Origin of the sequence: Methanococcoides burtonii DSM 6242 (genome assembly GCF_000013725.1) — an archaeon.
GTDB classification, from domain to species: Archaea; Halobacteriota; Methanosarcinia; order Methanosarcinales; family Methanosarcinaceae; genus Methanococcoides; species Methanococcoides burtonii.
The window spans coordinates 2532378-2545679 of the sequence record NC_007955.1 but is presented as its reverse complement, the minus strand read 5'-3'; the positions used below and the strand labels follow the sequence as shown (position 1 = coordinate 2545679).

11 protein-coding genes are annotated in these 13302 nt (G+C 41.6%); 7 read left to right on the top strand and 4 right to left on the bottom strand.

The features are described 5' to 3' along the window. The first annotated feature begins 3 nt into the window (after nucleotides 1–3). From mcrA to MBUR_RS12535, 5 genes are all read left to right on the top strand, one after another. Nucleotides 4–1722 carry a coenzyme-B sulfoethylthiotransferase subunit alpha gene (mcrA, locus tag MBUR_RS12560; protein WP_011500403.1) on the top strand — a complete coding sequence of 573 codons (1719 nt, stop codon included), beginning with the start codon at nucleotides 4–6 and terminating at the stop codon, nucleotides 1720–1722. Between the two features lie 252 nt (nucleotides 1723–1974). Further along, nucleotides 1975–3324: a glutamate-5-semialdehyde dehydrogenase gene (locus tag MBUR_RS12550; RefSeq protein WP_011500402.1), complete on the top strand. Its 1350-nt coding sequence runs from the start codon at nucleotides 1975–1977 to the stop codon at nucleotides 3322–3324. A 25-nt stretch (nucleotides 3325–3349) separates the two neighbouring features. Further along, nucleotides 3350–4477, top strand: coding sequence for a glutamate 5-kinase (proB, locus tag MBUR_RS12545; protein WP_011500401.1), 1128 nt, complete (start codon nucleotides 3350–3352; stop codon nucleotides 4475–4477). A 124-nt stretch (nucleotides 4478–4601) separates the two neighbouring features. Continuing rightward, entirely contained in the window at nucleotides 4602–6119 is a 1518-nt protein-coding gene (locus MBUR_RS13205) for an ATP-binding response regulator (protein ID WP_011500400.1), read from the top strand. Between the two features lie 86 nt (nucleotides 6120–6205). Continuing rightward, nucleotides 6206–7243 carry an AI-2E family transporter gene (locus MBUR_RS12535; RefSeq protein WP_011500399.1) on the top strand — a complete coding sequence of 346 codons (1038 nt, stop codon included), beginning with the start codon at nucleotides 6206–6208 and terminating at the stop codon, nucleotides 7241–7243. 17 nt (nucleotides 7244–7260) lie between these two features. Here the strand turns inward: MBUR_RS12535 and MBUR_RS12530 are convergent, their stop codons facing one another. The 4 genes from MBUR_RS12530 to MBUR_RS12515 form a co-directional block, all read right to left on the bottom strand. Then, entirely contained in the window at nucleotides 7261–7932 is a 672-nt protein-coding gene (locus tag MBUR_RS12530; RefSeq protein WP_011500398.1) for a PHP domain-containing protein, read from the bottom strand. A gap of 268 nt (nucleotides 7933–8200) precedes the next feature. Continuing rightward, entirely contained in the window at nucleotides 8201–9442 is a 1242-nt protein-coding gene (hflX, locus tag MBUR_RS12525; protein ID WP_011500397.1) for a GTPase HflX, read from the bottom strand. A 37-nt stretch (nucleotides 9443–9479) separates the two neighbouring features. Next, on the bottom strand, nucleotides 9480–9872 hold the full coding sequence (locus MBUR_RS12520; protein WP_011500396.1) for a DUF2209 domain-containing protein: 393 nt from the start codon (nucleotides 9870–9872) through the stop codon (nucleotides 9480–9482). A 159-nt stretch (nucleotides 9873–10031) separates the two neighbouring features. Continuing rightward, on the bottom strand, nucleotides 10032–11036 hold the full coding sequence (locus tag MBUR_RS12515; protein WP_232222168.1) for a lysylphosphatidylglycerol synthase transmembrane domain-containing protein: 1005 nt from the start codon (nucleotides 11034–11036) through the stop codon (nucleotides 10032–10034). Nucleotides 11037–11268: 232 nt separating this feature from the next. Between MBUR_RS12515 and MBUR_RS12510 the strand changes: the two genes are divergently transcribed. Both MBUR_RS12510 and MBUR_RS12505 read left to right on the top strand, forming a co-directional pair. Continuing rightward, complete coding sequence (locus tag MBUR_RS12510; protein ID WP_011500394.1) at nucleotides 11269–12114, top strand: phosphatase PAP2 family protein; 846 nt, start codon at nucleotides 11269–11271, stop codon at nucleotides 12112–12114. After that, nucleotides 12111–13262 carry a UDP-N-acetylglucosamine--N-acetylmuramyl-(pentapeptide) pyrophosphoryl-undecaprenol N-acetylglucosamine transferase gene (locus MBUR_RS12505; RefSeq protein ID WP_011500393.1) on the top strand — a complete coding sequence of 384 codons (1152 nt, stop codon included), beginning with the start codon at nucleotides 12111–12113 and terminating at the stop codon, nucleotides 13260–13262. The genes MBUR_RS12510 and MBUR_RS12505 overlap by 4 nt, the downstream gene beginning before the upstream one ends. The last annotated feature ends 40 nt before the right edge of the window (nucleotides 13263–13302 follow it).

Genomic DNA, 13302 nt, shown 5'->3' with positions numbered 1-13302 from the left:
AAAATGGCAGATGATAGAAAGAGAATGTTCCAGAAAGATCTGGAAATCAAATTCACAAAAGCACACGGCGACAACAAGATGGAAGGCGGAGAGATCACTGACAAGAAAGTGACCTACTACCGTCTTGGTGTAGACCAGAACCCAAGAAAGGTCGAAATGAGGAAGGCAGGCCAGGAAATAGCTGACAAGAGAGGTCTTGTTGGTTACAATCCTATGATGCACTGTGGTGGAATACCACTCGGTCAGAGAGCACTAACACCTTCCTTCATTTCCGGTACTGACATCATGGTCGAGTCCGATGATCTTCACTACGTCAACAACGCTGCAATGCAGCAGATGTGGGATGACATCAGAAGAACCACAATTGTCGGTATGGACATGGCTCACGAGACACTCGAGAAACGTCTCGGCATAGAAGTCACACCAGAAACGATCAACCACTACCTTGAAGTGCTCAACCACGCACTCCCCGGTGGAGCAGTTGTTCAGGAGCACATGGTCGAAACACACCCAGCTCTTGTAGATGACTGTTACTGTAAGATCTTCACCGGTGACGACGAGCTTGCAGATGAGATCGATGACCAGTTCCTCATCAACATCAACAAGCAGTTCCCAGAGGAACAGGCAGAAGCACTCAAAGCAGCTATTGGAAAGACAACCTGGCAGGCAGCACACATCCCAACCATTGTTAGCAGAACAACAGATGGTGCACAGACCTCAAGGTGGATGGCAATGCAGGTTGGTATGTCCTTCATCGCAGCATACAACATGTGTGCTGGTGAAGCAGCCGTAGCTGACCTTTCATACGCAGCAAAGCATGCTGGTGTAATCTCAATGGGAGATATGCTTCCAGCAAGACGTGCTCGTGGACCAAACGAACCTGGTGGAATTTCCTTCGGTCACATGGCTGATATCATTCAGACAAGCCGTGTTGACGCAGAAGATCCAGCACACGTAGCTCTAGAGGTAGTAGGTGCAGGATGTATGCTCTACGATCAGATCTGGCTCGGATCATACATGTCTGGTGGAGTCGGTTTCACACAATACGCAACCGCTGCATACACCAACAACATCCTCGATGACAACCTGTACTACAACGTTGACTACATCAACGACAAGTACGATGGTGCAGCAAACAAGGGTGCAGACAACAAGGTCAAGGCAACAATGGATGTTGTCAAGGACATCGCAACAGAGTCCACGATCTACGGTATCGAGAACTACGAGAAGTACCCAACCGCACTCGAAGACCACTTCGGTGGTTCCCAGAGAGCAACAGTACTCTCCGCAGCAGCAGGTAGTGCAACAGCACTCGCAACCGGAAACGGAAACGCTGGTCTTTCCGGATGGTACCTTTCAATGTACCTGCACAAGGAAGCACTCGGACGTCTTGGTTTCTTCGGTTTCGACCTGCAAGACCAGTGTGGTGCTACAAACGTATTCTCCTTCCAGTCCGACGAAGGTCTGCCACTTGAACTACGTGGTCCAAACTACCCTAACTACGCAATGAACGTAGGTCACCAGGGCGGTTACGCCGCAATCACTTCAGCAGCACACGCAGGACGTGGAGATGCATGGGCAGTTAACCCACTGATCAAGGTCTGCTTCGCAGATGACATGCTTCCATTCGACTTCACCGCTCCAAGGAAAGAGTTCGGTAGAGGCGCATTGAAAGAGTTCGAGCCTGCTGGTGAGAGATCCCTCATCATCCCGGCAAAATAATTTCAACAACCTAAAAAGCAGGCATTTGTCTGCTTTTTTCTTCTTTTTTTATTTTTAGGGAAAACTTTTCCCATAAACAATTATTTTTGATAGCGGAAGCTTTTTGCTTGAATACTATCAAACTGTAAAAATCCCTAAATAAATCGTTAATTATATCAGTAAAGTAATCATCATCCAAAGCATTCAAACAGCATTGGATAAATGAAATTTTGTAATATTTAAACATCATAATTACACAAGGGTGATCACTTCATGGCCACAGACATAGAACAAAAAGTAATGGAAGCAAAAATGGCATCCATCGTACTTGCAAGTGTAGACACTCAGACAAAGGATAACGCTCTGGAAGCTATGGCAAAAGCACTTGATGCCAACCGTAACAAGATACTGGAAGCGAACAAAGCTGACCTTGAAGAAGCTGAAAGGATGAAAAACGAAGGCAAACTTTCACAGGCCCTTGTCGATCGTTTGAAAGTGACCGACCCCAAGATCGATGGTATGATCAGTGGCATACGGGATGTAATAAAGCTGGAAGACCCATCAGGCAGGACAATAAATACCCTTGAACTCGATAAAGGACTTGAACTCTATCAGGTCAGCTCCCCGATCGGCCTCATTGGAGTTATTTTTGAATCCAGACCCGATGTGGTACCACAGGTCATGTCCCTCTGTCTTAAAAGTGGTAATGCAACAGTGTTCAAAGGTGGAAGTGAAGCACTTAACTCGAACCGTGTCATATTCAACATACTTGTAGAAGCCCTGGAAGATACCCCGGGAATACCAAAAGGTGCATTCCAGCTTATGGAAACAAGAGAAGAAGTAATGGACATCCTTGCTCTTGACGAATATATAGACCTTCTGATCCCACGTGGCTCTAACGACTTCGTGAAGTTCATACAGGACAATACCAAGATATCAGTATTAGGACATGCGGATGGTATCTGCCATGTATATGTTGATACTAACGCTGACCTGAACAAAGCCTATGATGTCTGTTTTGACTCAAAGGTACAATATCCTGCAGTATGCAACGCAATGGAAACCCTGCTTATAAACAGGGAAATAGCCGAAGAGTTCCTGCCCGAGATGGTAAGAAGGTATGAAGAGGTAGGAGTTGAGCTTCGTTTTGATGAAGGATCATACGCCATAGCAGAAAAACTTGGCAGCGCGAACATTGCAAAAGCAACCGAAGATGACTGGAAGACCGAATACAACGACTTTATCCTCTCCATCAAGCTAGTGGATTCAATTGAAGAGGCTATCGATCACATCAACAAGTATGGTTCACACCATACAGATGCGATCATCACCGAGAACAAAACAAAGAGAAAACAGTTCATCGCCCTTGTCGACTCATCCAGTGTAATGGTGAACGCATCCACACGGTTCGCAGACGGATTCCGTTATGGAAAAGGAGCAGAGGTCGGGATCAGCACCAACAAGATACACGCCCGCGGCCCTGTGGGAATGGAAGGACTTGTCATTTACAAATATGTGCTTCTTGGAAATGGTGATAAGGTCGCAACCTATGCAGGAGACACTCCAAGACCATTCACACACAAAGAACTTGACAGCAAGCTCTCCGACATTATCAACGAATGATGATAAAAGCATGTGAGGTAGCAATTTGACCAATCGAAAAGAAATAATCGGTGATGCTGAAAAGATCGTTATTAAGATAGGAACAACTTCCATAAGCCGGGAAGATGGCAGCCTTAATAACGAGTTCATGGATACGATAGCATCACAGGTATCTGAGCTGCATAGAGCCGGAAAACAGATAATACTGGTAAGTTCCGGTTCCATAGGAATAGGTATTGAAATACTCGACCTTGGATGTCGCCCGAAAGAGATACCCGTGCGCCAGGCTGCCGCTGCTGTGGGGCAGGGAGTCCTCATGCAGCACTGGACAGAAGCATTCCAAAAATATGGTTTGAATGTAGCGCAGATCCTGCTAACATACGATTCATTCACCAACCGTCTGACCTACCTCAACCTAAGGAACAGCATTTCCACTCTTTTGAGCTATGGGGTCATCCCCATAATCAATGAGAACGACCCCATCTGTGTCCATGAGATAGAAGCAACTCTTGGGGACAATGATAAACTTTCAGCAATGGTTGCCAGCAAGATGGAAGCAGACCTGTTAATACTTTTTACAGACATAGATGGCCTTTATGACAAAAATCCAAAAAGACACGATGATGCAGTTCTGCTAAGGACTGTTGAAGAGATAACTCCTACCATCGAAAGCTATGGTGGAAACCCCACTAGCATGAAAGGTGTCGGAGGAATGAGGACAAAGATAGATGCCGCCAAGATCTGCAATATATCAGGTTGCTACATGGTCATCGCAAACAGCAATGTCGATGATGGTATCCGAAGAATACTGGATGGCGAAGAATTGGGAACCCTCTTCCTCACTAACCAGTTCGTACACAAAAATAGGATACGCTGGATAATCCTCGCCAGATCATCAGGAAGTATCGTAGTCGATACCGGTGCAAAGGAAGCATTGGCTAAAAGAATGAGCCTTCTTCCATCAGGAGTTCTAGGCGTTGCAGGCACTTTTGACCGAGGGGACATTGTAAAACTTGAATGTGACGGTGTTGTATTCGGAAAAGGGATAACAGATTATACGTCCGAAGAACTGAAAGCAATCAAAGGAAAACAGACCAACGAAATTGCAGATATACTCGGATACAAGAACTATGATCATGTGGTCCAGAAAGACAATATTGGCCTGTTCAAATAACATCATCTCAAATAAAAATCCATTGACGACAAACCAGTGAGATGGATAATTGAACGACCATAACCTTATTATAATTTTTATTTAATCCTAATCAATCATAGCAACGAACGTCAAAGGTGCATTAATGAAAATAGGGGAAGATGATCAGAATCGTGAGATAAGACCAAAGATATTGATAGCAGAAGCTGACGAAAAGGATGCAGAAGCATTGGTCTCACACCTATCCCCAAATTATGATATTATAAGGGCAGTAAATGGAAATGAAGCAGTAATTATTACAAAAGAAAAACATCCAGATCTGGTACTTTTGAACAGCACTTTACCCGAGATAGATGGATATGAGGTATGCAGACTTCTTAAAAGAGATGAAAGCAACAAGGTCTTGCCTGTTATAATGATAACTTCAATAACAGACGAGGACGAAAAAACAAAAGCTATCGAATCAAAAGCTGATGATCTTCTTGTAAGACCAGTGGATATTCTTGAACTTACAACAAGAGTACGTTCTCTGCTCCGCATGAAAGAACTTCACGATCAACTTGTCAAAGAAAAAGATCAGGCACAAAAGTACGTTGATGTTGCTGGATCTATAATTGGGGTCATAAGCAAAGACCTGAAGGTCACGCTTGTAAATCAGAAGGCATGTGATGTTCTTGGTTATGAGAAAGATGAAATTATCGGAAAGAACTGGTTCGATGCATTCCTTCCGGGATATGTCAGAGAAAGAATAAAGGAAGGATATATAGGAGTTATTGAAGGCAAATTGGAACCACCGGAATATTCAGAAAAGCCAATCCTAAACAAAACAAATGAGGAGAGACTTATATTTTGGCATGATGTCGTTCTCAGGGATAAGGACAACAACATAATAGGCACCATTAGTTCCGGCGATGATATAACAGAGAGGAAGATCGCAGAAAAAGCAATGGAAGAAGCAAATCGGGAATTAGAGCTTCTTGACAACATAAAAGATCAGTTTCTAACGAACCTCACCCATGAACTTAGAACACCCCTCATTTCAATAAAGGGATTTACTGAACTTATGTTGGAAGACCATATGGGACCTATAAATGATGCCCAGAAAAATGCCATTCATACTGTTCTCCGAAATTCAGAACGACTTAGGCACTTAGTAGAATCATTGCTCTACGTAAGTGGAGAACATACAAAAAATATAAAGTACAATATGGATGTACTCAGTCTTACTAAGATCACTGAAGAAATACTTGAAACCTTTACTGCCCCAATACTAAAAAAGGGACTTACCATTGAAAGAAATATCCAAACCGATTTGCCCACGATACTAGGTGATAAAGACCATCTCAAAAGGATGATCAACCATCTTCTGGACAATGCGATCAAATTTACTCCAGAAGGTGGAAAAATAGGAATTTCTGCACTCCATGATAGTGAATCGGTGATTATAAATATTGAAGATACAGGAATTGGCATCCCCGAAGAGCTTTTACCAAACATATTCAGTAGATTTTATCAGGTAGACGGCTCCACAAGAAGAAAATATGGAGGAACTGGAGTGGGACTGCATATATGTAAAAAGATAATCGAAGCTCACAAGGGTTCGCTATCTGTATCAAGCAAGATAGGCGAAGGTACCATTATCAGTGTAAAACTGCCAATATAAATAGATATGTCGTCTGTGGATAAATAATATAATAACAATTAATTATCTGCAAACATTATAAATATAATCAGATGGGACTGATCCTGATGATAAAGAAAAGAACGGTAAAATTGGCTTTAGCCCTTCTCAGCATCATTGTTCTTGCGGTTGTATTGAGTTATGCACTATTGCCTTATATTAACGCATTTCTAGGAGCATTTATCCTCTATGTCATATTCAAACCAGTCTATATTCTACTTACAGAACGCCTCAAACTGAAAGAGAATATATCCGCAATCTTGGTAATGATACTTTCAATGATACTGGTAGTATTACCCATATACTACATGTTCACCCTTATAATAGGGGAAATTGAAATGGTAATAACCAATATTATCACAAATCTCAGTTATGTGGATATCACGAATTATTTTGACATCGTGAAAAATATTGACTACATAAATGAGATCGCACCTGACATTGATATACAAGGCAAGATAGTCACACTCATATCCACCCTCGGCTCATACCTTAGCAAACATCTCATAGGAGCAGTACAAAACATCAGCGGACTTCTGATATCCGTCATAATTATGTTTTTTTTGCTATATTATCTGTTCACTTCCACCAATACCAATATTAGCAACCAACTGCAGGACCTAATACCCTTTAACAAAAAAAATACAAATAAGCTTCTGACCGAAATAAAAAATATAATCCATTCCACACTGATTGCCACACTTTTAATAGCTGTTCTTCAAGGGACGATCATAGGTATCACATTCTATGCCGTAGGCATAAACGGTGTAGCCCTTTGGGCAGCTGTCACTACAGTACTGTCATTCTTGCCAGTCGTTGGCGCTCCTCTTGTCTGGGCACCAGCCGTCCTGTTCAAGCTCATAACACAAGATTATGTTGCAGCCATAGTGATCCTTGTAGCAGGAATAATCCTCAGCAACATTGACAATGTGTTAAGACCTTACATACAGAAGAAAGTAGGCGCAATGCATCCCTTTGTATCATTGCTCGGTATCTTTGTCGGTATCTACCTCTTTGGACTAGTAGGCATTGTTGTAGGACCACTCTTAATATCATCATTCCTTTTAATATTGAAAATGTTCAATGAAGAATATATTCAGAATTGAAAATGTAAAATGAAATGTCAGGCTTTACCAAAAGCCTTTTTAGCTTTTTTGATCCTCCCAACGACCACCTGTTTCAAAACATATGAAACCGGAGTTCTCTTACCACCTGGCCTTACTTTACCATCACGTATTGCCTCAAGTACTGACTCAAGCGTCCTATCCGTAGCATCGATCTTAGTATAGGAACATCCAACCATCCTGGCTTCATGTGAATCACTTCCCCCAACTTGGGGAAGCCCCAGCTCCCCTGCAACCTTCCTTGCCTTATTATTAGCAACTCCGGTAACACACCTGGAATTTAGTACTTCCACTGCATCTGCATCCAATCCATCAACATAACCAATGCCATGTGAGGTTACCTTAAAGGGATGCGGGATTATTACAACACCACCAAGTTCCCTTGCACGTTCGATAGTTTCCTCAGGAGTCATACCTGATTCAATATCCCCTTTAGGATCAAGCACCAGAATATGACCCTTCGAAGAAGTTACCTCAACTCCAGGGATCACAATAATATCCGAATTGGTATCCTTTGCCAGACGAGAACAAACAAGACCTCCCTCACGAGTATCATGGTCACAAATTGCCACACCATCAAGACCGTTCATTTTCGCATATTCAAGAATCGAAGCAGGATCGGAATTACTGTCCTTTGAAAACCAGGAATGTACGTGAAGATCAAAACGCATGTATAGAAGGCTGCTCTCTAAAGTTATAAACTTTTGGAAGAATCGATAGAAAGCAGGATGTCGAGCAAAAGCAACAACATACAACAACAACCTAAAATGAACGAAAAGGATGCGAACGGGGGGAAAATAAAACGATTAAATCATAGTGGGGGTGGTATAGTGGAGGTTTGGGAATAACCCGTTCGCATGATATAGAACGATATAATTTAATATAAACCTTTCGTGCAAATACGAACTGTTTGCAGAGAGTCGCATTGATACACAAGAATCATATACTATATTTACGAACTTTTCTTAATATCTCTTCCCGAGCTTCGACCTCCAGAACGATATATTCACCGTAATCAATACTATGAACTATACCTTCATCATACAACCATGATACAATAGAGAGACTATCTTCAGACATATCCAAAGATATACTGGAACGAGACCAATGAGGTAAATTCTCATATATCGTATCCAAAAGCACTTCAAACCCATCACCAGAACTTGCAGAAACCAGTACAAGATGAGGGGCAAGATAACTTATCGCATCAACTTTCCTTTCGAGGTCATCTGGATCGACCATATCGGCCTTGTTCAAAACAGCAACTATTTCTGCCCCTTCGGTGCGCTTCCAGAAAATGTCATGACTTACTACAAGTTTTTGCCTTATCACATCCAAGGGATCACTCATATCCACTACAAGGAGAATAACATCCGCGAGAAATATCTCATCAAGTGTAGAACGAAATGCATCGACCATCCAATGAGGAAGGTCCTCAATAAAGCCAACCGTATCTGTAAGAAGCACACGTCTTTGCTTTATTGAAAGGGAGCGTGTAGTCGGGGACAAGGTAGTGAATAACATGTCTTCAACTTCCACCCCTTCTTTCACAAGCGATTGGAACAGAGTGCTTTTACCTGCATTCGTATAACCTGCCAGAGCAACGAGGGAAAAACCCCTTTCATGTCTGAAAGAGCGAAGAGACTCACCTCCCTTACAAGAATTATGAATTTCGTTCCTTATCCGGACTATTCTTTTCTTAACATCCTGCTCATAGGAATCCTCATAGCCACCCAGACCCATGAACCCAGGACGTTCGTCCTTCTTAAGCAAAGAAACTATAGCCCTTGCTTTTGGCAACTCATACTGCAACTTTGCAAGTTCCACCTGTAATTTTGCACGCCTTGTAGTAGCCCTTGATGCGAATATCTCAAGGATCAGATTGAACCTGTCAATTACCTCACATTTGCAGGTCTCAGAGATATTATAGATCTGTGTAGTTGACAATTGGTGATTGAAAATCACTTTTTCAGCATCCAATGCCTCTACAAGCTCCGCCAGTTCATCGACCTTCCCCCTACCCACCTGATACTTGCGATCAGGATAACGTGTCTGTGTCAGCACACCCACTACATTGTAATGCGCAGCTCTTGCCAGTTCCTTAAGCTCGACAAACTTTCTCTCATTTGTACCATGATCAGTACCAGGCTCATTTCTCTGTACAAGGATTACTTTTTTCATGCTCGACCTTTTACAATTTTTAGACTGACGTTCCGGCTCACTCAATATCAAGCTCTTTCATAAGAAGTTTTCTGGAACTTAAAGAAACATAATGTGCAAACTCTATTGCCAGCATTTCACTCAAAGATTCCTGATATTTGATGTCACGCGAGAACATGTTCTTGGACAACCATTCCGGCTGATTATACAGATCACCCTTCTCAACAACAATAGTTCCAGGGAAAGCTATCTCTGAAACAGTTACTTCGATAATACGTACTATATCAAGTACAGCAAGAGGATCATGACTTAAAAATGGCTTAATTGCCACCTGTGAAATTGATTCGATATGACTGGCGGAAACCTCCAGAGCAACCGCAGCACAGACCATATAATATCCATCTTTTATCTTATGCCTTCCAGAGATATCGACTGCTATAATAGGAAACATTCTAACACTCACAATTTATTCAACTTTAATCGTTTCGATCTGATCGATATTGTTCAATTATGTATAAGTTTAATTTGCTCGATAACAATCTAACCCACCTATGTTTTCAGGACATATAATATCTTTGAGAGTAAATATAAATATGCCATTACTAAAGCATTATTTTATGAGCTCTTTCAGGTATTCCGTATCCTTGAGTATCTTAAAACTAACAAAACCACCCACGATCAAGTTCAGGTAAAGAGTAAAAGCACGCCACGCCACAACAACAATGCCTATCAGATAAACAGGTACGAATAAAGAGAATAGCGATGTTGCACCAAGTTCAGCTACCCCGCTTGAACCTGGAGTTATAGGTATCACAAGTAAGATCATGAGAAGCACCTGTGCAGCAAAAGACATAACAATGGCAGGCGGCTGATTCAACCCTATAAGTATAACTGGTATCATTGCAAACTCAACGATCCAGAAAAGAATGGTATAGACACTTCCAAAGAACAGCCCTTTACGGCCTTTTGTAACAAAGAAGGCCATACTATTATGAAAATCATCAATGATCATATCCAATTTGCGTGTGAGATCTTCGAGACGGCCACTTTCAGCCGTCCCTGTAACCACAGCAGTACGATGGATGATATAATTCAATGTTTTTTTCGTGTAATGAGGATGCCATACTGCATATATAATGGTCAGGAAGGTTAGGAACAATAGTAATTCACCCATCACTACCACCGTGCTCAGCGCAGAAGTTGATATCACACCACGAAATAGATGAAGTGCTACCGGAGCAGACACCAGTATCAATATGCCATCAAGCAATCTTTCCCCAAGAACTACAGCTGTTGCAGATCCCACAGGGACATTCTCCTGACCAAGCAGATGTACCCTCAATGGCTCACCACCAATTGAAGATGGTGTGACCGACGCAAGGAAAGTACTTGAGGTCACGATCTCAAAGGCTCTTGTAATAGAAACATCAAACCCAAGGAACTTGCACATCGCCCTTGTACGCAACCCCCAAAGTAGATAGGACAAAAGATGCAGACATAATGCAAGTAAAAGAAATTCCGTTCGAATATTTCGAATACTTACCAATGTTTGGGGATCCAAAGTGTAGAACATGACAGCAATAATGGAGATGACGCTAATAAAAAGAGAAATCATCAACCATTTTTTGATATTGTTCAAATGTTATCATCCCTACAATTATGAATACGCCTGACATACAACTGTTATTTCATATATTAGTAGCCCCATATAAGAGATGTGTTTCTATATATGGACGAGTGTGACGATATTAGCAAAGTATAAATACGATATGTGCAAATACTGGCTAACTAAAAGGTACGATCAAATAATAAAATATCTGTTTTGTATTAATTTATGAGGAATGTTGATGAGTTCCAGAAATGAAGAAAGCAACATCATTGATACAACTGGTTACGACCTCGATAAAGGAACTACTAAACAGAAGTGGAAGAAAATATTGCACGACTGGGCCGAGGATCACCCATTGATATCAAACTATCAGCCATACACAATTGCCGCAACTATCATATTCGGGCTTATGACCTTACAGATCAACATAGAACAATATATCGGACTTAATCCATCCCTGAACTATGCAGATGTTATGGTGATGATAGAGGGCAATGCTGTCACATACATACAGGCTTTTGCAAACCCCTGGCTCACGTATTTTTCAGCTTTTATATACATGATCGGGTTTTCAGTGCTATTAATAGGAACATTTCTCATATTCCTATACAAAAAGGATGCAAAAGGCCTTCAGGAATTCTCCATAGCGTTCACACTTATCTATCTGGTAGCATATCCTTTTTACATATTGTTCCCGGTATCTGTCACGAGCAACACCCTTCCGAACATGGCTCCTTTGCTTTACGGACTAGACCCTTCAATCGTTAAGATAATGCATATATGTGACCCGACCCTTGACAACTGCTTTCCCAGTCTGCACACTGCCCTATCCCTTATGACAATGCTTATTGTTTTGGCGAGGACAAAGAATTACGGATTAAAAGCATTAGCTGTCTTTACGACCATAAGCATCCAGTTCACCATCCTATATCTTGGCATCCACTGGATAACAGACCTGATAGGAGGTATAATGTTAGCATTCACAAGTTACTATATCGCAACAAGATATCGGGAACTTATCGTTACAAGATCCAGTAAATTAATAACAGTAAGATTTGAGAATAAGGATGGAAAACGATCATGAAGATAATGATATTTGTCTGCGGAGAAGGACTTGGACATACCAGCCGATGTATATCGCTCGCACAGCAAATGAAAACTGCCGGTCATGAAGTGCTCATGGGAGCATATGGATATTCAAAGGACCTTATTAAGAAAAAAGGACTCAAAACAGCAGAGATTATCCCTGAGATCCAACTGGTCGGAGACTCGGGAAGTCTCGATCTTAAAAGCTCGGTGATAGCGACCATCAAAAGCGGACAATTTATGGGAATAGGAAAAATACATCGAACACTGAAAGAGTTCAAACCGGACCTTGTGATTTCTGACAGTTACTACACAGGCATCTTTTTCGCATGGCTGAGAAAAAAACCGGTCTACCTGATGGTCAACCAATCCAATATGGAAGAGTTCTTCATGGGAAAGGGCATCTTAATGGGATGTCTTGGAAATGTAACAAAGAGATTTTACACCAGGGTATTCAGGAAAGTAGATGGAATTATCATACCTGACTTTCCAATGCCGAATACCATCTGCAAGTATAATCTTGATTTTGAAGAAAGAGTTCTCAATTCTGTATTCTATAGTGGCCCTCTTGTGGGAAAGAAATACAAAGAAGTACGTGAAGCAGAGCTTACGCGACCACACGTACTGTCGACAATCGGAGGATTCGGATATAGAGAGCCATTGTTCCACAAGGTCATCGAAACCGCCAGACTGGACAGAAATATCAATTACACACTTCTATCCGGACCAAGCATCAAACCCGATAAATATACAGATCTGCCGGAAAACGTAACGATAATGGAATTCATCGATGAACAGTTCCCATATCTGAAAGCTTCCGACATTGTTATCGCACCGGGGGGACATAGTATGATGATGGAAGCGTTATCTTTTGGTGTGCCCATTTTATCATTTCCTGATATGGGACATATTGAACAGGAAAACAATGCAACGTCCCTTGAAGAAGAAGGGTGTGGAAAGCGCCTCGAGTATTCCATATCTCCTGAAAAGCTCCTTGAACATATCCATCAGTTGATCGAAGATGATGCATATAAAGATAAAACACAGTATTTACGCAGTCTTTCACATGCTCTTAATGGACCTGAAACTATTACAGAAATGCTTGGATCAAAACATATGAACCAGAACTCACAAAAGAATATATAACCCAATTTTGACAGTTTTGAGTAGCTAACCTTGGATAAAA